The organism is Arthrobacter sp. B0316-1-20 (assembly GCF_059091865.1).
In genome coordinates this window covers 23,407-45,083 of sequence record NZ_JBNHHC010000038.1, presented here as the reverse complement: position 1 = coordinate 45,083, position 21,677 = coordinate 23,407, and the positions used below count along the sequence as shown (strand labels likewise).

20 protein-coding genes are annotated in these 21,677 nt (G+C 63.0%); 11 read left to right on the top strand and 9 right to left on the bottom strand.

The window, feature by feature from the left end; genetic code table 11:
- Positions 1-192 precede the first annotated feature (192 nt).
- Together AC5RW2_RS33520 and AC5RW2_RS33515 are read left to right on the top strand one after the other, a co-directional pair.
- Entirely contained in the window at positions 193-843 is a 651-nt protein-coding gene (locus tag AC5RW2_RS33520; RefSeq protein WP_493961899.1) for a hypothetical protein, read from the top strand.
- 529 nt (positions 844-1,372) lie between these two features.
- A complete protein-coding gene (locus AC5RW2_RS33515) occupies positions 1,373-1,921 on the top strand; it encodes an SGNH/GDSL hydrolase family protein (protein ID WP_493961898.1) in 549 nt (182 codons plus the stop codon).
- A gap of 1,251 nt (positions 1,922-3,172) precedes the next feature.
- Here AC5RW2_RS33515 and AC5RW2_RS33510 read toward each other — a convergent pair.
- The 3 genes from AC5RW2_RS33510 to AC5RW2_RS33500 form a co-directional block, all read right to left on the bottom strand.
- Positions 3,173-3,772, bottom strand: coding sequence for a class I SAM-dependent DNA methyltransferase (locus tag AC5RW2_RS33510; protein ID WP_493961897.1), 600 nt, complete (start codon positions 3,770-3,772; stop codon positions 3,173-3,175).
- Positions 3,773-3,861: 89 nt separating this feature from the next.
- Positions 3,862-4,356, bottom strand: a complete 495-nt coding sequence (locus AC5RW2_RS33505; protein WP_493961896.1) for an NUDIX domain-containing protein — start codon at positions 4,354-4,356, stop codon at positions 3,862-3,864.
- A 65-nt stretch (positions 4,357-4,421) separates the two neighbouring features.
- Positions 4,422-4,928 (bottom strand): GNAT family N-acetyltransferase, encoded by a 507-nt coding sequence (locus AC5RW2_RS33500; protein ID WP_493961895.1) that lies wholly within the window; start codon positions 4,926-4,928, stop codon positions 4,422-4,424.
- Between the two features lie 98 nt (positions 4,929-5,026).
- Between AC5RW2_RS33500 and AC5RW2_RS33495 the strand changes: the two genes are divergently transcribed.
- Positions 5,027-5,482 (top strand): DUF6176 family protein, encoded by a 456-nt coding sequence (locus AC5RW2_RS33495; RefSeq protein WP_493961894.1) that lies wholly within the window; start codon positions 5,027-5,029, stop codon positions 5,480-5,482.
- A gap of 219 nt (positions 5,483-5,701) precedes the next feature.
- Here AC5RW2_RS33495 and AC5RW2_RS33490 read toward each other — a convergent pair whose 3' ends face one another.
- Positions 5,702-6,190: an alpha/beta fold hydrolase gene (locus tag AC5RW2_RS33490; RefSeq protein WP_493961893.1), complete on the bottom strand. Its 489-nt coding sequence runs from the start codon at positions 6,188-6,190 to the stop codon at positions 5,702-5,704.
- A gap of 274 nt (positions 6,191-6,464) precedes the next feature.
- A complete protein-coding gene (locus tag AC5RW2_RS33485; protein WP_493962280.1) occupies positions 6,465-7,646 on the bottom strand; it encodes an ROK family transcriptional regulator in 1,182 nt (393 codons plus the stop codon).
- Between the two features lie 158 nt (positions 7,647-7,804).
- Between AC5RW2_RS33485 and AC5RW2_RS33480 the strand changes: the two genes are divergently transcribed.
- The 8 genes from AC5RW2_RS33480 (at position 7,805) to AC5RW2_RS33445 (ending at position 16,570) form a co-directional block, all read left to right on the top strand.
- A complete protein-coding gene (locus tag AC5RW2_RS33480) occupies positions 7,805-8,932 on the top strand; it encodes a Gfo/Idh/MocA family protein (RefSeq protein WP_493961892.1) in 1,128 nt (375 codons plus the stop codon).
- Between the two features lie 52 nt (positions 8,933-8,984).
- Positions 8,985-10,031: a Gfo/Idh/MocA family protein gene (locus AC5RW2_RS33475; RefSeq protein WP_493961891.1), complete on the top strand. Its 1,047-nt coding sequence runs from the start codon at positions 8,985-8,987 to the stop codon at positions 10,029-10,031.
- Between the two features lie 29 nt (positions 10,032-10,060).
- Positions 10,061-11,179 (top strand): ABC transporter permease, encoded by a 1,119-nt coding sequence (locus tag AC5RW2_RS33470; protein ID WP_493961890.1) that lies wholly within the window; start codon positions 10,061-10,063, stop codon positions 11,177-11,179.
- 75 nt (positions 11,180-11,254) lie between these two features.
- Positions 11,255-12,244 (top strand): sugar ABC transporter substrate-binding protein, encoded by a 990-nt coding sequence (locus AC5RW2_RS33465; RefSeq protein ID WP_493961889.1) that lies wholly within the window; start codon positions 11,255-11,257, stop codon positions 12,242-12,244.
- Between the two features lie 83 nt (positions 12,245-12,327).
- Entirely contained in the window at positions 12,328-13,179 is an 852-nt protein-coding gene (locus tag AC5RW2_RS33460) for a TIM barrel protein (protein ID WP_493961888.1), read from the top strand.
- Entirely contained in the window at positions 13,172-14,026 is an 855-nt protein-coding gene (locus AC5RW2_RS33455; protein ID WP_493961887.1) for a TIM barrel protein, read from the top strand. The genes AC5RW2_RS33460 and AC5RW2_RS33455 overlap by 8 nt, the downstream gene beginning before the upstream one ends.
- Positions 14,023-15,525 (top strand): sugar ABC transporter ATP-binding protein, encoded by a 1,503-nt coding sequence (locus AC5RW2_RS33450; protein WP_493961886.1) that lies wholly within the window; start codon positions 14,023-14,025, stop codon positions 15,523-15,525. The genes AC5RW2_RS33455 and AC5RW2_RS33450 overlap by 4 nt, the downstream gene beginning before the upstream one ends.
- 22 nt (positions 15,526-15,547) lie before the next feature.
- A complete protein-coding gene (locus AC5RW2_RS33445) occupies positions 15,548-16,570 on the top strand; it encodes a sugar phosphate isomerase/epimerase family protein (RefSeq protein WP_493961885.1) in 1,023 nt (340 codons plus the stop codon).
- Between the two features lie 394 nt (positions 16,571-16,964).
- Here AC5RW2_RS33445 and AC5RW2_RS33440 read toward each other — a convergent pair whose 3' ends face one another.
- The 4 genes from AC5RW2_RS33440 to AC5RW2_RS33425 form a co-directional block, all read right to left on the bottom strand.
- Positions 16,965-17,534, bottom strand: coding sequence for a hypothetical protein (locus AC5RW2_RS33440; protein WP_493961884.1), 570 nt, complete (start codon positions 17,532-17,534; stop codon positions 16,965-16,967).
- A gap of 16 nt (positions 17,535-17,550) precedes the next feature.
- A complete protein-coding gene (locus AC5RW2_RS33435) occupies positions 17,551-18,699 on the bottom strand; it encodes a zinc-dependent alcohol dehydrogenase (protein ID WP_493961883.1) in 1,149 nt (382 codons plus the stop codon).
- A gap of 59 nt (positions 18,700-18,758) precedes the next feature.
- On the bottom strand, positions 18,759-19,907 hold the full coding sequence (locus tag AC5RW2_RS33430; RefSeq protein ID WP_493961882.1) for a glutathione-independent formaldehyde dehydrogenase: 1,149 nt from the start codon (positions 19,905-19,907) through the stop codon (positions 18,759-18,761).
- A gap of 495 nt (positions 19,908-20,402) precedes the next feature.
- Entirely contained in the window at positions 20,403-21,398 is a 996-nt protein-coding gene (locus tag AC5RW2_RS33425) for a hypothetical protein (RefSeq protein WP_493961881.1), read from the bottom strand.
- Between the last annotated feature and the right edge of the window lie 279 nt (positions 21,399-21,677).

The following is a 21,677-nucleotide window of genomic DNA, read 5'->3' as shown; positions in this document are numbered from 1 at the left end:
CTCCAAGCTGACACACGGCTCCTTGCTTTGGTCCTCGGGTATCGTGAGTGGTCCTGCTTGGGAGACTGGCTCGCGTTCCGCGTGTTTGCCAGTTAGGGTACACCCCAACCTGACGTCAGGTGAGTGCCGGCGGCGACGTCGATTTTACGCAACGGCGTGCGGCGGGGCCGGCCGGAGCCGTACGGTAGCCGGATGGAGAGCTTTACAGGGTTCATCGCGGGTTTGGGCACCAGCGCGGGTCGCCGGCTGGTGGTCGGGCACTGGATGGACTCGCCGCTCGGCGCCTTCACGGACGTCATGACCGAAGACCGCGACGGGCTGCGGACGCTGCTGGCCCCCAACCGGGCGGTCGCCGACTATGTGTCCGCGACCTACCGCTTCGATGAGGTGGCGGTGGCGCCGCTGGAGGCCAGCCTGAGCCCCGCCGAGGAGCGGAGCGCGGAACCGGGGAACGAACCTGGGACCGCCGCAATGGTCCTCCGCGTTTCCGGCGGCCCGCTGGAACTGCGCGTCGACCTTGGCCCCCTGACAGCGCTGGGCTGGATGCTGCAACTGGTCCCCGCCCGCATCGCCGTCCACCCGGCGTGGCTGACAGCCGTGAACCGCGCCGCAGGGATCCTGCTCCCGGGGGTGGCCACCGCCGGTTCCGCCGTAGGCGGACGTCGGGAGTACTATGGCGTGCGCTCCATCCGTGGCGTCGAGCGCGCCGCGGCGAGCTGGAACGGGGCCAGCCTCGGGCCCCTCGCGCCGGTGGATCCGCCCGTGCGCTTCGGCTTCAGTTCCGTCCCCCGCACGCCGCAGGCCGTGGCCGTCACGACGACGATCCTCCCCGCCCGCCGCTGAGGCGGGACCGGTGGCTGAAGGGGGTTAGTGGCGTTCGTTCCGGGGGCAACAAGACCTTCCCTTCTCAGGGTCGGGAGTTGCCCGCCCGCCAGTCGCATACGCCGGTCCCCCACCGCGACAGGGGTGGGGGAGAGCTTATGAAAGCACGTGAATAGCGCGTGGGGCAGTCCCCGATGGCTTCAGCACCCCCGTCTGCCCACCAACGGCGTACTGGATGGCCCCAGTTGAGATGGCACGCGCTCCACCATTGAGGTGGACACCCGCCAACGCCAACGCCATTGATTGAGGGGGCCAGGTCCAGGAGTAATCACCCTGACTCACCTTTCATCGCCCGTTGAACAGCACTATGGAGTTCCTCGCTCCCTAACTGAGCGGCGTTGGGATGTGCCTGGCTGGACGCACGCGTCGAAACTTTATACCCATGGGGGGTATGCTCACCCATATGGGAGCGTTGCTTGGACGAAGCCACAAACAGTCGTACACACACCGCGCGTACTGGGACCAACCTCAGACGGGGACGCTGACGTACGTGGCGCTTGGTGATTCCGCCGGACTTGGGGTGGGCCTTCCTGACCCCAGCCGCAGCTACGTGGCCCTCCTGGCCCAACGACTTCAGAGCACCACGGGCAGCCACGTGCGTGTCGTGAACCTGTCTGTGAGTGGTGCTACCGCCGAGGACCTTCTGCGGGATCAGATACCCAATATGCCCGACCCGTCGGGCAACATGGCCGTGACATGTGTTATCGGTGGCAACGATGTGGCCCGGTTGCGATTTGACGCCCAGGCCTTCGCCCAAACCATGGAGATGATCGCTGTGCGCCTGCCTGTCGGCGCCGTGATGGGTCTAGTGCCCCGTTTCGGTCATTGGCCCTATGACAAACGCGTACAACTCGTCAACGAGGCGATTCGGGATGCAGCTGCCACGAGAGCGCATAGAGTCGCCGATATCTACACCCCCAGTGTCAGGCTTTCCATGGCGCAGTATATAAAGACGCTGGCCAGAGACTTTTTCCATCCCAACGAGTCCGGGCATGTCATGTGGGCGGACGCCGTGTGGGATCAGTTGGCACATCCTTGAGTACCAGCTTTTATCTCAGGGACCCTCGCCCCCTCGGGACGCCCGGCCACGCAGCGGGAACACAATCCCTCGGGGCGGCCATGGCGGGCCGCGAAGCCTATCTGGGCGAGCTCGACGGCCCGGGTACGCGAACCCTCCGGTCTCGCCTCCAGAACAAGGCAGCCGGTTCCGGCCGCTAACCAAAGCCCAGTCGAACCGCGAATCCTTGTCCCAAAGCCGGTCCCCCACCGCGACATGGATGAGCGAGAGCCTATGCACACCTGTGAATAGCCCCAGGGCGATCGAAGTTCCGTTTTCGCCGGGGCTGCCCCTGTCCCTTTTGAGCATGCTTCATCGAAACACCTGTCCGGACATACTCACGGTTATCGGTACAAAAAGATTGGGGTTGCCGTTCCCAGCTTCACCGCGCCACCCAGACGGGCTGCGGCCCATGTGAGACCCAACGGTCGACGCAAACGTCTAAACGTCCAAAGTCCATGCAAGGCCGCTGAAGAGAAGAATGCTGCTGATAGGAGACAGCCTGCCAAGGAAAAAGGCGGCTGCGGATACTGCTGAGGAACAAGCGGTTGCCCAGCGGGCTGCGGCGGAGATAGCCCCGCAGGCGCCGCCGACGTCAATCCCGGTGCCTTCTGTAGCCGCGGCACCGGTGTCAGCAAAACTGGCAAGCCGATGTTCTACTACAGCAAAAGGCCGCACCCATGGCTGAAGCCAGGATGGGGGTTTGGTGTCAGCGGGTGCTGGCCCGGCTCACGATCAGTGAGACAAAGTCGTGGGTCGCCGGACGCTACTACTCTCGTTCTACGGCGCCCAAACTCTCCATTGAGCGTTCGGCTCTAATGGCACCGCGAACCGCTGACTTTATAACCGCATGCAGCACAAAGAAGAAGATCGCAACAGGTATCCCATACATGAGGATTGGCACCAAGATGGAAATAAGTATCATGCGTCATGACGCTACAGCAGGCGCTCAGTTTCTCAGTCCGTCACCTGCACAATTGGGAATTTCAACATCACAGGACCGGACACAACCCGGGGCTCGCTCGCCGGGGCAATGCAAGCACGGCGTGTAAGGACGTAACGGACTCGGGGGCTGGGCGTATGCTCTCACCAGGGACCGTCTCGGTGGCCGGTGCCCCTACGCGAAAGTGATCAGCGAGGAACTACGCACGTGTCCACCCTAAAAGACGCGCCCGCTCGGCACTCCCTTCTGTCCCGGATGAACATCCCTCAACGGGCACTTGGAGGCGCGGCTCATCGGTCTAGCCGCGCTCTCAATGCTGCATGCGGGCGATGGCCATGGTCGTGACGTTGGTGGAGTTCAATGACTGTAAAGCCGGCATTGCCAAGGGCCGCATCCAGGGACTCAACGGACCAGAAGTAAGCTGGCGCTATGGCGTGGGGAAACTCCTGTTCGGCCTCGCCGTCGAAGAAACCGATGAGCAAACCCCCGCCGGGTTCTAAGCACCGCGCAAACTCGTCCAGAATGGCAGGCACAGTGTTGGGGGATGCATGAATCATGGAATACCAAGCCAGAATGCCTCCAAGGCTCGCCGAGAGCGTGGGCAACTCTCGAAACGTGCCGCGAATAAACGGGAGCTGGTACCGGTCGCGAGCTGTGGCCAAAAATTCTTCGGAGAGATCTATACCCAGAACGTCCCGGTGCCCGGCGTGCAGGAAGGAAGTCCAGTGTCCAGGTCCGCAACCGGCGTCCAGCAGACGCCCCGGAGTGGAATCGCGCCAACGTCCTATGAGGTTTCGGTCGGGTTCGGCCATCTGGCTGACGTCCCCAAAAAACTCGATGTATTGCGCAGCTCGCGAGTCGTAGGCCTCGCGCACAAGTGCATCGCTCATGGCAGGAGTTTACTCGGCCGAATCGAGGTCATTCCGCAGGCACCAATTCCTGAACGGACGTCCCGTAAGCCGGTCCTTCAGCGGTACGCCTAGTTTGCCTGAAAAACGCCGGTTTCCCGGAACAGTGCATACAGCTTCAGAACTTCCAGGGTCGGGGCATGAGTGGGGGCCGGTGGATCAACCAGTGGAAAGAACCCAAGGTCACTCACCTCGCACTCTTCTGCTGAGAGGCTTCCTTCCCAGTTAGCTAGCACAAAACACATCGCGAAGGCCTGAACCTGATCGCCGTTGGGGTAGGTCAGGCTGTGAATTGAAGGATCGGACAGGCTCGCGAAGGGTTCAAGGTCCTCTGCTTTGGCAACGATGCCCGTTTCCTCAAACAACTCGGCTATGGCCGCTGTCCTGAAACTCTGGCCAGGTTCGCAGCCTCCAGCGGGTAACTCCCACACTCCGTTATCCGATCGGCGCTGGAACAAGGCTTGGCCTTCTTCTCCCAGCACTAGCACTTGAGCACCTGGTAGAAGAACGAGTTGCGATCCGAGGTGTTGCCGAATCTTCCATAGATACGACCCAATGTGCCCCATTGCCTCACCCTACAATGTCGGTCAAAACGCGCCCGTTTGCCGGTCGCTATACGGATGGGAAGGAACTACTCCAGCACTGCGACCATCTGTACGCGACGCCCGTACCTAGCAAGCTCGAGGCTGTCTTCACCATGGACCAGTTTGCGGTGGAAGTCAGTCGAAGGGGCCTCCTCCGTAAAACCAAGTCGCGAGTAAAAAGGCGCATTCCAAGGGACGTCGGCATAAGTACGCAGGGTCAACCGGTTATGCCTCCGTCCTCGGGCTTCTTCCTTCGCGGCATCGACCAGCATGCGCCCATAGCCGCGACGACTATATTCGGGCGACACCGAAAGTTGCTCTAAGTGAGCAATCTTGTCTAACTCAATGACGTGCACGAAACCCAAAACAGCGCCTGTGTCAGTCGCTTCGGCGACCAGGACGTATCCGGGCTCTGACGCTCTCGAAGCGCCAGATGGGGCGGCGGGCCACTGCTCAGGGAGCAGCCAATCAATGAGAAGCCGATCGGCAGCATTTTCGATCGTCTCGACTGCAGCGTAGTCAGCCGGTGTCGCGAAGCGGATTCGAACGGTCACCTATCGATCATATGGTGACCGCCCGTAAGCGGGTCCCTGAGCGAAACACGTCTGCGTTGGAAGTACCTCCGTGCGGTCAGCGCCGCGAGAATACCTTCATGACCTCTCATGAAAATGACTTCGAGCTCCCTTTCGCTCCGGTGCCGCGCGATTTTCCTGGGCACCAGATGCCGCCATCAGTACCGCAGGGCATGCGACTCGAGCTGAGCCGCTCACGCATCGTCAGCGGCAAGGAGCGCGCATTCGAGGAGTGGATGGACATGCTCAACTCGCGGCCGGATGAACTGCAGCAAGGACTCTCGGCGGAGCGCGCAGTCTTTGAAGCAACATTCCGAAATGTCGAAGCCGATGGCTCAACGTGGATCTATCATCTTGCTCTCATGGGCGAGGAATCGGGTGGGCTCGACGAGTCCATTCCCGTTGATGCCGACCATGCAGCGTACAGCCGGCGCGTGAAAGAGCCGGGCTGGGAGGAACTCGAACCTCGCTTCATGCTCGCGCCAAATCATCTCCTCGAAGCAATGAAGCGCTGGGCTGCGACCGGAAACGAATGAGATCTGAATGAATCGCGCGCGACGCTGGCTCGGCTGGTTGCCCCGCCCGTAAGCCGGTCCCCCACCGCGACTTGGACGAGCGAGAGCTTATGCAAGCGCGTGAATAGCCAGCAGCTGATTATATTCATGTCATCAGGGCCTATTACTGTCCCCGTTGGAGGATGGCTCAGCGGGGCAGTGCCGTGTTCTCCCGTCTCGTCAGGACGGCTTGGCGGTTTGTCAGCCGTTGGCGTGCTGGGCGTGCCGGGTTACTCGTTCGACAGCACTGACCAGGTCTGCCAGCCCTGGGTCCTCGATCGGGAAGTGGCCGCACTCGCGCAACATGACCAGTTCTGCCGGAGCGGCGATTCGACTGAGCCATCGCGTACTGATCTCAACCGGCGTCCAGTCATCTTTGGCCGGATGGGCCAGCGTTACCGGGATGCGCATGCGCTCCGGTGGGGTGTGGCGGTAGGTGATGAACGAGGTGAGGAATCCGAGCGGGACTTTGGCCCCTCCTCCACGCGAGTCCGCGGTGCACAGCCGTGACAGGCCGGGGTCGCGATTCATTTTCGACAGCGCAGCGACCCAGGACATCGGGATGTGCCTTCCGGCGAACCTGCCCGAGAGAAGGCGTACCAGCGCCCCGCCGAGGATTTCAAGCGGGCCGAAGCGGGTAATGACCGCGCGAGCCTTGGGGTCACGCGGGTCGAGCAAACTCGTCGCCACCACTCCGGCAGAACGACCGGTGCGGGCAGCGACCTCATAAGCAAGCCGCCGATGCTGGCACCCAATAACACCTCCGGCCGGCGGTGTTACTGGATACGGGCGCTGCCCGTAGCCGGGGCTTCGCATAAGCCCGATCTTGGACGGGCATATGCGTACGGGTCAGTCACGGCAGGAATCCGTGTGGTGCCGCCGGAGCTCCTGTCCCCGGTCAGTGTTGCCGGCCCCTGACGGTACGCGCCTACTTGCCTGCCTGACAGGGCGGTTCATTTCTGGTTCAGGTATCCGCGGGGATGACGGGTTGCGTGTCAATAGAGGTGATGTTCTCCGGCGAAAGTATGTGCTCGATGGCGAGAATTCCTGCGCCGATGACACCGGCCTGGGAACCAATCTGGGAAGGCACAACGGTGAGATTCCGGGTGGCTAGGGGGGTCGATCCCGTATAGATCACTTCGCGGATGCCGGCTATCAGGTGTTCGCTGGACTGGGACAGCGAACCTCCGACCACAATAAGCGACGGGTTGAGGACGCTCACGCACATATTGAGCACCTCTCCGATGTCCCGCCCCGCCTGCCGAAGTGTCTGGATCGCGGCTAAGTCGCCTGACTTCACCAAGGCGATCACATCTTCACTGGTTGATGCTTCGGCCCCGAGGCTGCTTATATGTGCCGCGATGGCAGGGGCGCCGGCGATTGCCTCCAGGCATCCGATCTTCCCGCATCGGCACGCGATTCCGGATCCGCGCGAGACCGGGATATGGCCTACGTCGCCGGCGCTGCCTTCAGCGCCGCGCTGAAGCGTGCCGCCGGAAACGATCCCCGCTCCGATACCCGTGGCGACCTTGAGGAAAACCATATTGTCCACCTGAGGCCAGCACTTGGCCCTTTCCCCAAGGGCCATGATGTTCACGTCATTGTCAACGAGTACGGGAACCGCAAAAGACTGCTGAACATGGGACGGCACGTCGAAGCCGTCCCATCCGGGCATGATCGGAGGGCTGGAGGGCTTGCCCGTGGAGTGCTCCACGGGACCCGGCAGGCCGATCCCTGCCGCGATGAGGTCGGATACCGGCCTTTCAAGTTTACGCAGCAGATCAGTGATGGTTTCGACCAGCCACTTCAGAACCAATTCGGGACCGGCCGCAATCTCCAACCCGGCGGTGGTCTCGGCAAGGACCGTCCCGGCAAGGTCCGTCATTGCGACCGTCGCATGCGTGGCTCCCAGGTCAGCCGCCGCAATAACCCTCACTCCGGCGTTGATTGCCACACGTGCCGACGGACGTCCGCCCGTGGATGACGCATCGGCAACCGGGGCGATGAGCCCGCAAGCAAGCAGTTCATCCAGCCGGGTCGTAATGGTCGAACGGGACAAACCGGTAAGGGCGGCAAGATCGGCACGCGTACGCGGCACGCCGTCACGTAGGGCCTGGAACAGGTCCCCTGCCCCGAATCCCGTCAGAGTTTTGCCGATTCCCTGCACTATGTCTCCTCCTCAGTCGTGGGTATGACTCTACCGACCCATTCGCCTGCCGGGCAATCATCAGAAGATGACGTTAAGAATACGTCTTTTGCTGACCTATTGACATAAGTAGTGTGCCACGTGTCACACTTGTGTACATGGAAGACAACGACTTCAGCTCACCGGCGGGATTGCGCGTCGGCATCGTGGGTGGCGGCTTCATGGCTCAGGCCCATTCGAGGGCAGCGCGAAACGCCGGGGCCGACATCGCAGGCGTGGCTTCGTCCACTGAGGCCAGCGCCGTCGCGGCCAGCCGAAGGCTGAACGTGCGCAGGGCCTATCTCTCGGTGGAGGCCTTGCTTGCCGATGACGACATCGATCTGGTGCATGTCTGTACGCCGAACATGACGCACGCGTCGATCGCAAAAAGCGTGCTCCAGGCCGGGAAGCATGTTGTTTGCGAAAAGCCGTTGGCGACAACATCCGATGACGCCCGCGAACTGATGGAGTTGGCCCAGGCCAGCGGTCTGACCGCCGTTGTCCCCTTCGTCTACCGGTTCCACCCGATGGTCCGTGAGGCCCGTGCCCGCGTCGCAACCGGCGACATCGGGAGGATATTCACCATCCAGGCTTCCTATCTTCAGGATTGGCTGCTTTCCAGCACGGACGATAACTGGCGTATCGACGCCCGTGTCGGAGGGCCGTCACGGGCCTTCGCCGATATCGGTTCGCATCTGTGCGATCTCATTGAGTTCGTGACAGGTGACCGGATCGCCCGGATCAACGCCTTGACGCGGACGGTCCACCCGGACCGCGTCCTGAATACAAACATTGACACCGAGGACGTTGTCGCCGTTGTTTTCGAGACGGTTGGAGGAGTGGTCGGGACACTGCTTGTCAGCCAGGTGGCTGCCGCCCGCAAAAACTTCCTTAGTTTCGAAATCAGCGGTGAATCAGGGTCCCTTCGTTTTGACCAGGAAAACCCCGAAACGCTGTGGCTGGGGGGAAAGCAGGGGTTTCACCGGCTCGTGCGGGACCCGCAGCATCTGACCGAGTCGGCCGCCCGCTATTCAATTCTCCCTGCGGGTCATCCCCAGGGTTTCCAGGACGCCTTCAACGCCCTGATTGCCGATGCCTATCAGGCCGCTGCCGGCGACACTCCGGACGGGCTGCCGGTTTTCGCAGACGGCTACCGCGCAGCCCTGCTCACCGAAGCGGTCCTGAAGTCAAAATCGTCCGGCGGTTGGATCGACGCCGTGGAACAGTCCCACAGCGGGTTGAAGTAATCCGCAGCCGGCCGGCGGCCGGCCCTATGAATCATCACGAAGGAGAAACGCAATGAAAATCGTTCAGGTCGGACTCGGAGCCTGGGGCGCTTCCTGGCTGGATGTGGTCAAGCGCAGCAGCGACTGGGAACTGACGGGCGTGGTCGACGTTAACCAGGCGGCCGCCCAGACCGCAGCCGAACACCATGGCATCGCCGCTTACCGTGACATTGCCGAGGCTCTGGCGAACCGGGACAGCTTCGATGCGGTCCTGGTGATCGTGCCACCGGAGTATCACGCTGCCGTGGCCATCCCGGCCCTCGAAGCAGGAATCCCCACCCTTATCGAAAAACCCCTCGCACACAACATGGAGGACGCACTGGCGATCATCGCCGCCGCGAAGTCCAGCGGTGCGGCCGCGATGGTCTCGCAAAACTACCGGTTCAAGCGGGCGCCGCGGACCGTGCAGCGGCTGATCCGCGAAGGAGTTATCGGGGACGTCCAGCAGGTCTTCATCAATTACCAGAAGAATCCGCCCTTTGAAGGTTTCCGTCTGACGATGGACGAACCCCTGATTGTCGACGCGATGATCCACCATATTGACCAGATCCGCGGCATCGCAGGAGTCGAAGCCACGTCGGTCAAAGCCGATTCTTGGAACCCCTCCTGGTCCCGTTTTGCCGGCAATGCCTCGGCCGTCGTCCAGATCCAGGGAGCCAATGGAGTCCGGGTCGTCTACACCGGTTCATGGGCATCCCAGGGCGAGCAGACGAGCTGGGACGGCGACTGGGATATTCAGGGCTCCAAGGGAGCGATCAGCTGGAAAAACAACACCGTCCAGATCCGGTTCCAGTCCCTGTTCGACACCGTCTTCCTGGCGGGAGCCACCGAACACTCCGGTGTCATGCACGTTGAGCTCGACGCCGTCGAAAACGAAGAACGCCTGGGAACCCTGGAAGCCTTCGCCCGCACGATCAAGACCGGGGAGCGTGCGGAAACCGATGTTCTCGACAACATCCAGAGCCTGCAGCTCGTCCTGGCCACGGCCGAATCGGCCAGGAACGGCGGAGGGCCGGTCAGGCTTACCGCCACCGAGGATCTCCTCACGAAAAGCAACTAGAAACGCATGCTGACTACAGGGAAACGACCATGACACCCACGACTCCACACGCCCCCGCCGACAATCGCCAGCCCGCTGCGGCGCCGGCCGAACCGCCTCAGAAGAAGTTCACGGCCGCGCTTGTCGGCCGCCTGATCGGGGGGCAGGGACTGCTCATCGTAGTGCTGGCCTTCGGGGTGCTCCTCAGCGTCCTGAGCCCGGTATTCCTGACCCCCGCGAACATCATCAACCTTCTCTTCCAGTCGACCATCCTGGCAGTCTTCGCCATCGGGATGACTTTTGTGATCCTGACCGCCGGCATCGATGTGTCGGTCGGAGCGACCGCGGCCGTAACATCCGTCCTTTCGATGGGCGTCATTGTCAGGATGGGCCTGCCCACAGCCGCCGGACTGATTGTCGGACTGCTGATCGGGCTCGCCATCGGGACGATCAACGGATTCATGGTTACCAAACTCGGAATCTCCCCCCTGATCGCCACTCTTGCCACGCTCAGCGCGGGAACGGGGCTCGCCTTCGCCTACTCCGACGGCGGAAACATCACCCCGGTCCCACCAATGCTCAGCAGCTTCGTGAACGCCAAGCTGTTCACCGTACCGCTGCTTATCCCCGAGGTGCTGCTCCTGGCCTTCCTCGCGCACTGGGTTCTCACCCGGACCACGTACGGCCGCTCGGTCTACGCGGTCGGCGGCAACCCTGAAGCGGCCCTGCTGGCCGGCATCCGGGTCGACCGCGTCAAGCTCATTGCGTACGCGCTCAGCGGGCTGACCGCCGCCATGGCCGGCCTGTTGTTGACCGGCCGGCTGGCATCCGGCAGCCCCCGCGCCGGCGAGGGCATCGAACTGGTCGTCATCGCGGCGGTAGTTATCGGCGGAACGAGCCTGTTCGGCGGCCAGGGAACCATCAAGGGCACCCTGCTGGGCGTGCTGCTGATCTCGATGGTCTCCAATGCCGTGAACCTCCTGGGCATCCCGTCCTCGTACGACCAGATCGTGCAAGGCGCCGTGATCTTCGGCGCCGCAGCGCTGGACGTCTACCGCTATAAGTACGTCCAGCGGGGACTCTCGCGGAAGGCGAAAATCGCACCGCCGCCGGCGACTCCACCGGCATCCGGGGCCACAGGAGCCGCACCGACGGCCCAGGGAGCATGAGAGCGCATGATACGTCCGGTCACAAACCCGCCAAGAAACCCCCTCAGGAAACCGCAGGAAGCAAGGAGAAAATCGATGAAGACCGGTAAAAGAATGCTGGTTCTGATCGCCGCAATGGTCGCAGCGGCCCTGTGCCTCACAGGCTGCGGAGGCGGCGGCGGCACCGCAAGCGGCGGCGACAGTGGCAAGCCCAAGATCGCCGTGCTTCTGTACAGCCAGGGCTTCGAGTTCATGGTCGCCCTGGGTCAGGGCATCCAAGACAAGGCCAAGGAGCTGGGAGTAGACGTAACGATCCTGGATGCGAAGGGGGATTCCTCGACCCAGATCAGCCAGATCCAGGACCAGCTCGCCCAGGACGTCGACGGATTCGTGCTGAGCCCGAACAACTCCGACGAGTTGGTTCCCGGCGTGCAGATGATTCACGACGCTGGCAAGAAAGTAGTCACGGTCGACTCCATCGTCACCGGCGATATCGCCGACGCCGCGGTGGCCTACGACAACAAGCTTGCCGGCAAGCAGGGCGCCGAACACCTCGCCAAACTCATGGACGAGAAGGGTACCGTGCTGGAATACCAGGGCGCCAAGGGTGCCTATCATGCACGGCTGCGCGGCGAGGGATTCCACCAAGGCATCGAAGCCTTCCCCGACATCAAGGTCATCCCGCGTGATTCCCAATGGACGGCCGATCAGGCCCTTGCCCTCACCGTCGATAACTTCACCGCCGACCCCTCCATCAACGGCCTCTTCAGCCACAACGATGAGATGGTCCGGGGAATCGTGTCGGGGCTGGACCAGATTGGCAAGGCAGCCAAGGTGGGAGAAAGCGGCCACATCCCGCTGGTAGGCGTGGACGGAACACCGCTGGCGCTCGACCGCATCCGCAACGGCACCCAGGACGCCACCATGGACCAGGATCCGTTCACAATGGGTGCCCTCTCCCTGCAGACCATGGTCGACATTCTCAACGGAAAAGAGGTTGAGAAGCTCCAGCTGACCCAGCCCAAGCTCATCACCCGCGAAAACGTTGACGATCCGAAGCTGTGGGGAAACGTCTTCGAAAAATAATCACATCTGCCCCAAGCACCCTTTGGCCCCACTGCTTCATAGCACCGCTTAGTACAACCGCCAGAAAGAAAAGGAAGATCCTCATGTCCCGCTTCAAGTATTCCTACAACGCGATCGTTTACTACCAGGAGGAAATCTCCAAGGGCATCGACCGGGTCGCACGCTTCGGCTACGACGCCATCGAGCTCGTCGGAGAACCCAAATCACACAATGTCGCAGAGGTAAACAAGCTCACCTCCGACGCCGGGATCGAGGTGAGCTCGATCTGCAGCATCTGGTTCGGCGAAGAGCGCGACCTGGTCAATCCCAGCGCGGAGAACCGTAAGAAGGCCGTCGACTACGGCAAATCCGTCGCGGACTTCGCGGCCGGCGTCGGGGCCCCGACCATCATTGTCGGGCCCTCGCCCGTGGGCAAGACCGCGGCGCTGGCCCCCGACGAGCAGGAGTGGGAGTGGGCCGTCGAAAATGTGCGGGAAATCGGCGAACACGCCGCCTCCGTCGGAGTCAACATCACCCTCGAGCCGTGGAACAGATATGAAACCTACTTCCTGAACCATCTCGACCGCGCCGTCAAGCTGCTTGACGCAACCGGACTGACGAACGGCGGCGTCCACGGCGACCTGTTCCACATGAACATCGAGGAAGACTCCATTGCGGATGCCTTCCGCCGGGCGGCAGGAAAGGTCAATCACGTCCACCTCGCAGACACCAACCGTGCGGCACCGGGCGTGGGACACCTGGACTTCCGACCCACCCTGCAGGCGCTGAAAGAGATCGATTTCCAGGGATACCTTACTTTCGAGCTGCTGCCGGCCGCCTCCGATCCGTTCGCGATGATGGCCCGGGGCGGCCATCTCGAATTCCTGGACCCCTACACCGAACGCGCCATCAATGAGATGAAGGCCCTCGAAAAGGAGCTGTGGCCCAATGAGTGAGTACAAGTTCGGCATCAGTTCATTCATCCTTGCCTCCCCGTTCACCGATGAGGACATGGACCAGTTCGACCGCGCCAAGGAGATGGGGTTCGACCTCTTCGAAGTCTGCATCGAAAACCCCTCGCTGCTCTCCGTCGAAGCGCTGAAGGAAACATCCGAGCGCACAGGCCTTCCCGTTTCCATCTGCGGAGCCTTCGGTCCGGACCGGGACGTATCCCACGAAGATGCCGACATGCGCGGCAAGGGAATCGAATACCTGAAACTCTGCGTCGATTTCGCGGCAGAACTCGGTTCACCCCACGTGGCCGGACCGATGTACTCGGCGACCGGCAAGACGAGGCTGCTTCCCAAGGAGGAACGGGACCGGCAGCGGAAGTGGGCGGCCGAGAGCCTGCGGCGCGTGGCCGACTATGCCGGAGAACGCAACGTCTCCCTCGCGGTGGAACCGCTCAACCGCTTCGAGACCGACCTTGTGAACACGGTCGAACAGGGCTTGGAACTGTTCGAAATGATCGGCAGCGGCAACGTGGGATTCATGCTGGATACGTTCCACATGAATATCGAGGAAAAACACGTTGGCGAAGCGATCCGGGCCGCCGGAGACAAGGTCTTCCACTTCCAGGTCTCCGAGAACGACCGGGGCACCCCGGGGAGCGGGCACGTTCCCTGGACGGAAACCTTCGAGGCGTTGCGCTCCATCGGATACCAGGGATCGATCGTCATCGAATCCTTCCTGCCGACCGTCGAGGAGATCGCCAGGGCCGTATCGCTGTGGCGGCCCGTGGCGCCGTCCATGGATGCCCTGGCCCGCGACGGCCTGGCGTTTCTGCAGAAGGAGCTGCCATGACCACCACCGGCAACGCGGCCACGAAGACCGCGGTCGTTGAGGCACGGGGCCTGGTCAAGCGCTTTCCGGGCGTGGTGGCCCTCGCCGGCATGAACTTTGAGCTTCATGCCGGCGAGGTGCACTGCCTCGTCGGCGAAAACGGCGCAGGGAAGTCGAGCCTCATCAAGACCCTCAGCGGCTTCTACGTCCCGGACGAAGGCGGGGTTTACGTCGATGGGGAACTCATGACGGCGTCCACCACGGCAGCCAAAGCGGCCGGCATCGCGACGATCTACCAGGAGCACAACCTCGTCCCCACCCTCTCGGTCGCCGAAAACATCCTGTTGGGCAACTGGGCTGACCAGGGGGGAATCGTCTCGCGGGCCAAGGTCAGGTCAAAGGCAAAAGCGGCGCTTGACCAGGTCGCTCCCCATATCGACCTGAATGCTCCGGCAATGACACTCTCAACGGTAGACGGGCAAATGGTCGAGATTGCCCGGGCGGTCGCCCAGGATGCCCGGGTTGTCATCATGGATGAACCCACAACCGCCCTGGCTGAGCACGACGTGGAGAAGCTCTTTACGCTGGTCAACAGGCTCCGCACCCAGGGGCTGGCGATTCTGTACGTCTCGCACCGGCTGGAAGAAGTATTCGCGCTGGCCGACAGAGTCACAGTCATCCGGGACGGCCAGACCGTGGCTTCCTCCATTCCTGTGGCCGAACTCGATGCAAAGTCCGTCGTCCGCCTGATGGTCGGCGAGAACGTGAATCTTTATGAGCACGTTCCGCACGAACGCGGCGACGTCGTCCTGTCGGCTCGGGGGCTTAGCCGGGCCGGCGCCTTCGCCGACGTGGATCTTGATCTCCATGCCGGGGAGATCGTCGGTCTGGCCGGGCTGATCGGGGCCGGGCGGACAGAGGTGGCACGCTGCATCTACGGTGCCGACCAGCTCGATGCCGGCACCGTCACGCTAGAGGGCCGAAAGCTGAGGCTGCGCGGCGCCCAGTCCGGCATCGCCGCCGGCATAGCCCTGGTTCCCGAAGAGCGCAAACTTCAGGCAATCGTTCCCGGGCTGTCGATCCGGGAAAACACTACCTTGAGCCTGCTCAAGCGCGTCAGCCGCTGGGGGGTCCTCAAACTGGGCATGGAAAAGGACCTGGCCCAGAAGTACATCAAGGACCTGTCGATCAAGACCCCCGGTGCGGAAACGGCCATCGGCTCGCTTTCGGGCGGTAACCAGCAAAAGGTCATCATCGGTCGCTGTCTGGCGAGCAAGCCCAAGGTATTGATTCTCGATGAACCGACCAAGGGCATCGACATCGGGGCCAAGGCGGAAATCCACCGGCTGATCGAGCAGCTGGCCCGCAGCGGCGTAGCGGTTCTGTTGATTTCAAGTGAACTGCCCGAATTGCTCGCCTTGTCCGACCGGGTGGTCGTCATGCGCCAGGGCCGGGTGGTAGGCGAACTCGATAGAGCGAATGTCACCAAAGAACAGGTCATGTCCTACGCCGCCGCGTAAGAGCACAGAAAGGATCTATGCCATGAACCAAACGCACGCTACCCATCCCGTGACGCTGTTCACCGGCCAATGGGCCGATCTCCCGCTGGAGGAGGTCGCCAAGAACGCCAGCCAGTGGGGATATGACGGCCTGGAAATCGCCTGTTCCGGTGAGCATCTCGACGTGTGGCGGGCAGCGGAAGACGACGCCTACGTCCAGGAACGGCTGAACCTGCTGGAGCGCCACGGGCTGAAGGTCTACGCCATTTCCAACCATCTGAAGGGGCAGGCCGTATGCGATGACCCGATCGACTTTCGGCATCAGGCCATCGTCGGTTCCAAAGTGTGGGGGGACGGGGAGCCGGAAGGAGTCCGGCAGCGTGCCGCGGAAGAGCTGAAGCTGACGGCCAAAGTGGCACGCAAGTTCGGCGTGGACACTGTGGTCGGATTTACCGGCTCAAAGATCTGGCCGTACGTGGCGCAGTTTCCTCCCGTCCCCGCCTCGGTCATTGACCAGGGCTACCAGGACTTCGCCGACCGCTGGAACCCCATTCTCGACATTTTCGACGGCGAAGGGGTGCGGTTCGCCCACGAAGTGCACCCGTCCGAAATCGCCTACGACTACTGGTCCAGCGTGCGGTCGCTGGAAGCCATCGACCACAGGACGGCGTTCGGCTTCAACTGGGACCCCAGCCACATGATGTGGCAGGACATCGACCCCGTCGGCTTCATCTGGGATTTCAAGGACCGCATCTACCACGTCGACTGCAAAGACACACGCCTGCGGCCCAAAACGGGACGGGCAGGAGTGCTCGGCTCGCATCTGCCCTGGGGAGATCCGCGGCGGGGCTGGGACTTTGTTTCCACCGGACACGGCGATGTTCCCTGGGAGGACTCATTCCGCGCCCTGCGGGCCATCGGATATGAAGGGCCCATCTCCATCGAATGGGAGGATGCCGGAATGGACCGCCTCCAGGGAGCCGCCGAAGCCGTGGAGTACATCCGGTCACTGCTGTGGAATCTGCCGCAGGCCTCATTCGACGCAGCCTTCAGCCACCAGGACTGACAACCCCGCCGGGCGGCAAAAGCAGCGTGAAACAAATGCGCACTGCCCACCGGAGCCCGGCCGCAACTCCCCGTGCCCATTACCGTAACCGGGGTTATCCCCCTTTGGGGTGCCCAAGCCACGACGAACCGGGTTCCACATACCGGTTACCCAAGCCGGCGCCGTCGCCTCCGGAGGCGGATTTGGTGTTCCACCCGGAGTCAGTGGCGCGGACCGGTGCTTCACCTGCGTCGCGGATGGCTGTACGGTTGCGGATCCTCGTCGGTCGGGGAATCCTGGTGCAACCTCCCGGGATTTGCCGTCGGTCACCGCGCAGCGGATTCGATCCGCCGGAAACCGCCGCACACATGTGCTGCTGTTGACACCCTGGCCGGTCTCCGCGGCAGATCGGGGTTCAGGCTCCGCGGCGTTTTCGCACGGTCCTGACTGCGGCAACTGCGGCTCCTGCGGCCAGTAGCCACGGGCCTGCTATGATTACCGGGTCCATCCACTGGTGCTTCAAGTCGGCACGGCCCTGACCGAAGCGCGAGGAGATCCCGTGGCGGGAGAACTCGCTGAGCACCCCGGTTTCGGTGACCGGGTTGTCCGGGCGGAGGGTCAGGAGGGACTTCAGGTGGTTCTCCCATGCGTCGGTCCGGTCGGCGGCGATCAGGACCAGCCAGTGGGCGGTCCGTCCCTCGCTGAACCGGTAGGCATACCTGCGCAGGGCGCCCGAAAGGCCTCGGGGTGGGGTGGAGGTGCCGAACACGGGGGTGAGGAACTTGTGCTCGATCGAGCGCTCGCGCGGCCATTTCTCTTCCTGGCGCTCCGGAAAGTCCCAATGGGCGCCGGTGTTGAGGTCGAACCGTTCCCGGGGGACCGCGGGGCGGTCCTTCGGGTCCATGTCCGCGCCCCAGCCGGGGATGCGCGCGCGCAATTCCTCAGCCGGAGGCGGCGGCACCGGCTTGTCTGCGGTATAGGCCATGGTCGTACTTCCTTTCTCAGCTGGCGCCCGGGACGACCAGTGTTTTGATGCAGCCATCCAGCTTGGACGAGAACATGTGGTAGCCCTCGGCGATATGTTCCAGCGGGATCCGGTGCGTGACGATGTCGCTCGGCTTGAAGTAGCCGTTGCGGATGTGCTCGAACAACCGCGGCCACTGCCGCTTGACCGGGCACTGATTCATCCGCAGCGTCAGGCCCTTGTTCATCGCGTCGCCGAACTTCACCGCGCTGAAGACCGGCCCGTAGGCGCCCATCACGGAGACGGTCCCGCCCTTGCGGACCGAATCGATCGCCCAGTTCAGCGCCACCGGCGAGCCGCCCTGCAGCTTCAGCTTCACGGAGGTGACGTGCTGGGTGAAATTGCCGTCCGCCTCGGCACCGACCGCATCAATGGCCACATCCGCTCCGAGGTACTCGGTGATCTTCTTCATCTGCACGACGATGTCGTCGTATTCGGTGAAGTTGTAGGTTTCCGCGTGGGCGAACGTGCGGGCCTTCTCCAGCCGGTACTCGAGATGGTCGATGACAACGACCCTGCCTGCGCCCATCAGCCAGGCGGAACGGGCCGCGAACAAGCCCACCGGGCCGGCTCCGAAGACCACCACCGTGTCGCCCTCGGCGATGTCGCCGAGCTGGGCCCCGAAGTAGCCCGTGGACAGGGCGTCAGTGAGCAGCACCGCGTCCTCGTCATCCATCCAGTCCGGGATCAGGCCGGGGCCGACGTCGGCGAACGGGACCCGGACGTACTCGGCCTGGCCGCCGTCGTACCCGCCGCAGGTATGCGAATAGCCGTAGATGCCACCGACTGCGGTGGCGTTGGGGTTCACGTTGTGGCAGTTGGAGTAGAGCCCGCGCGCGCAGAAGTAGCACGAGCCGCAGTAGACGTTGAACGGCACCATGACCCGGTCCCCGGGCTTGAGGTTCTGCACCGACGGGCCAACCTGTTCCACCACGCCGATGAACTCATGGCCGAAAGTGAAGCCGACCCGGGTATCCGGCATCATGCCGTGGTACAGGTGCAGGTCCGACCCGCAGATAGCCGCCAACGTCACCCGCACGATCGCATCGTTCGGGTGCTCGATCTTTGGTATGGCTTTTTCTTCCACCCGGACCTTGTAGGGCCCGCGGTACACCATCGCTTTCATCAACGCCGCCTCCATGAAATCGCTCGTTCCGGCATCGGGATTCTCCCGTCCGTGATCTCTCAGGCTTCGGCCGGGTGGAGGACGACTTTGGTCCAGCCGTCTTCGCGGCTGTCAAAGTTCCTGTACCCCTCGGGGGCCTGATCCAGCGGCAGCTCGTGGCTGACGATGAAGGAGGGGCTGGCCTTTCCGCCGGCGATGAGGTCGCGCAGCGCCCGGTTGTATTTCTTGACCGGGCACTGGCCCGAGCCCATCGTCTGTCCCTTGAACCAGTAGTTTCCGTAGTCGAAGGCCACCTGGCCCTGCTGGGCGAGTTTGTCGGGGCCGCCAGGGTCCTGGGGCAGGAACACGCCCACTACGCCCAGGCCGCCGACGAAGCGGACGGAGTCCACCAGCCGGTTCAGGGTCAGGTTGGGCTGTTCGTTTCCGCCCGGGTCGTGCGCCTGATAGCCGACGCATTCGCAGCCGCGGTCGGCCCCGAATCCCATGGTCTGGTCCTTGACGAACTCCACCGGGTCCGTGGCCGAATCATCCACGGGGATGGCACCGATCTGTTCCGCCAGCTTCAGGCGGTCGCTTTGGCGGTCCACGACCATCACCTTGCCGGCGCCTTTGATAATGGCCGAGTAGGCGGCCATGAGCCCGACCGGTCCCGCACCGTAAATGACCACAGAGTCCCCCGGGTATACCCCGGCCAGCTCGGTGGCATGCCAGCCGGTGGGAAAAATGTCGGCGAGCATGACGTAGTCGAGCTCTTTCTCCACGGCGTCCTCGCCCAGGCGCAGGCAGTTGAAGTCCCCGTACGGCACGCGCAGGTACTCGGCCTGTCCGCCCTGGTACGGGCCCATGTCCGCGAACCCGTAGGCTGCACCGGCGAGCTGGGGTTCGGGCTGCATGGTCAAGCAGTAGTTGGTAAAGCCGCGTTCGCAGTTTTTACAAAATCCGCAGGCGATGTTGAACGGCAGCACCACACGTTCGCCCACCTTCACCTTGCTTACCGCCGGGCCAGTCTCGACCACTTCGCCAAGGTTCTCGTGCCCGAAGGTACGTCCGGGTTCAAAGCTGGTGCGGCCCTCGTACATGTGCAGGTCCGAACCGCAGATATTCGCCGAAGTGATCCGCACCAGCACGTCGGCGGGGTGTTCGATTTTGGCATCCGGTACGTCCTCGACGCCGACGTCGTTCGGTCCCTTGTAAGTTACTGCCTTCACTTTTCCGCTCCTTCTGTGTCCCATTCCGATCGCGGGCACGTAGTTGCAGCTTCCGGGCGTTGCAGAGCCAGAATGCGGCAGGGCCGCCTCGAAAAGGGTGGCGCGCACGCCACCCGAAAACGCATAAATTGGGCGCGGAGAAATGGGGAATCAGTATTGTGGCCAGTAAAGCCCCGCCGAACCGGCGGGAAGCCCTGAGTATTCAGACGGGAGGCTGGCCAGGAAACCCCGGCCGGCCAGTTCTGTACGAAAAAAGAAACTGATCGCGCCTCAATACTAAGCCTGCTTGGTAGCAGGCGTCGAGGGGAAGCCGGATAAATGTGCAAAACGCTCCAGCATCGTGGGTCGTCCTGTTTCCGCCGGCGGCGGGCGCCGGCGCAGGCACTGCCGCTGACGGTCCGGGCGGGGTTACTGGCGGACAGGCGTGCCGAGCAAGCCACCGGCCTTCTGCGTCTTCCACCGGCCCGAAGGGCAGGCCCGGCCTGGTGCAGCCGTCTAGTTCCGTTCGCGTGCGAGCCGGTTGCGGCGCTCCTCCTCGCGCTTTGAGTAGGCAGCCGCCCGGATCGCCTCGTCCGACTCCAGACCGCTGCCGAGGGCACCGCCGACGGTCGCCGCCGACGCGACGAACCAGGTCAGCACGAACAGGTCGCCATAGCCGAGCGATGTCTGGAGGTAGCCGCCCATCACAGCCGGGTCGAGGACAAACAGCGCCCAGGCCAGGTTCACCACGTAGAGCGCCACATAGCAGATGATCACCCCGATGGTTAGGGTGACCAGCGTTGAGGTGTTGTAGAGACGGGACCTTTCCCTGGCCTCGGCGGAGTTGTCATCGGGACGGTCCCACAATTCGCCGTCAACCACGAGCCAGCCGACCACGAGCGCGATGGAAGCGATCGTCGCGACCAAAAGGCGCCACCACGACAGCGAGCCCGCCAGTAGCCAAACCGTGGAGTTGACCGTGGCAATGGCTCCGGTCGCCAGTGCCGCCACGAGCGCGGACTTGAGCCCTGGCACAAGGCGCCACGGACGGTTGGCTAGCACCATGCCCAAAAGCAACCGCCAGCGGCCACCGAGGCGGGGAAGCGTCACGCGGTGCTCATCCCGCGGGGCGGGCTCGGACATCCCGTCAACGAGTGCGCGCACTGCATGACGGGCGCGCGCATGCATACGGAGCCCACCGAGCGCCGGTAGCGACAGCACGGCCGTGCGCCGCCGTGGGTCGGTCTTGGCCAGCAGGTACCGGCCGTCGTCGTCATGCAGTGGAAGCTCGGTCAGGCCGATGAGGAGGTCCCATTCGTGCCGGCGGCCGTGGTCCCTCAGTCGAGCCAAGGCGGTGTCGACGTCCTCGCAATCCGTGGTGAACGGCTCGCTCACGACCTCGATGTCCCAGGCCTCGTGATCGCCGCCCTGTGGGTGGAGGTCGCTCATCCGGCGCGCGGCCTCGGTGGGCGACGCCGGGTCGGCCACGAGGCCGACATGGATGGGCTTCATCACGGCAGGCTACCCAGAGCGCGGTGTGGCCGTCAGGTGCATCCTACACATGGAGCGAGTATCACCTAGTCATCCTCGAATATCAACGGGGTAGGAATCGAGGGGCCCATGGAAGGCCCCTTTTCATAGCCGAACGCCCACCCGGACCCGGCGCGGTGCATCAACCCACACGGCGGCAACAAGACAAGCTGCCCAATTACCGCCATCCACCGCAACTCCTTCACGGTTAAGCCGGGGCCGGGCTCACACCCCTTTGCGTGAATAGGCCGCAGTGACCGA

Excerpts from the sequence above, each read along its gene's own strand:
- AC5RW2_RS33470 (WP_493961890.1), top strand. The coding sequence starts at position 10,061 with ATGACACCCACGACTCCACACGCCCCCGCCGACAATCGCCAGCCCGCT.
- AC5RW2_RS33460 (WP_493961888.1), top strand. The coding sequence starts at position 12,328 with ATGTCCCGCTTCAAGTATTCCTACAACGCGATCGTTTACTACCAGGAG.
- AC5RW2_RS33435 (WP_493961883.1), bottom strand. The coding sequence starts at position 18,699 with ATGAAAGCGATGGTGTACCGCGGGCCCTACAAGGTCCGGGTGGAAGAA.
- AC5RW2_RS33475 (WP_493961891.1), top strand. The coding sequence starts at position 8,985 with ATGAAAATCGTTCAGGTCGGACTCGGAGCCTGGGGCGCTTCCTGGCTG.
- AC5RW2_RS33495 (WP_493961894.1), top strand. The coding sequence starts at position 5,027 with ATGACCTCTCATGAAAATGACTTCGAGCTCCCTTTCGCTCCGGTGCCG.
- AC5RW2_RS33480 (WP_493961892.1), top strand. The coding sequence starts at position 7,805 with ATGGAAGACAACGACTTCAGCTCACCGGCGGGATTGCGCGTCGGCATC.
- AC5RW2_RS33445 (WP_493961885.1), top strand. The coding sequence starts at position 15,548 with ATGAACCAAACGCACGCTACCCATCCCGTGACGCTGTTCACCGGCCAA.
- AC5RW2_RS33455 (WP_493961887.1), top strand. The coding sequence starts at position 13,172 with ATGAGTGAGTACAAGTTCGGCATCAGTTCATTCATCCTTGCCTCCCCG.
- AC5RW2_RS33505 (WP_493961896.1), bottom strand. The coding sequence starts at position 4,356 with ATGGGGCACATTGGGTCGTATCTATGGAAGATTCGGCAACACCTCGGA.
- AC5RW2_RS33440 (WP_493961884.1), bottom strand. The coding sequence starts at position 17,534 with ATGGCCTATACCGCAGACAAGCCGGTGCCGCCGCCTCCGGCTGAGGAA.
- AC5RW2_RS33510 (WP_493961897.1), bottom strand. The coding sequence starts at position 3,772 with ATGAGCGATGCACTTGTGCGCGAGGCCTACGACTCGCGAGCTGCGCAA.
- AC5RW2_RS33425 (WP_493961881.1), bottom strand. The coding sequence starts at position 21,398 with ATGAAGCCCATCCATGTCGGCCTCGTGGCCGACCCGGCGTCGCCCACC.
- AC5RW2_RS33465 (WP_493961889.1), top strand. The coding sequence starts at position 11,255 with ATGAAGACCGGTAAAAGAATGCTGGTTCTGATCGCCGCAATGGTCGCA.
- AC5RW2_RS33450 (WP_493961886.1), top strand. The coding sequence starts at position 14,023 with ATGACCACCACCGGCAACGCGGCCACGAAGACCGCGGTCGTTGAGGCA.
- AC5RW2_RS33520 (WP_493961899.1), top strand. The coding sequence starts at position 193 with ATGGAGAGCTTTACAGGGTTCATCGCGGGTTTGGGCACCAGCGCGGGT.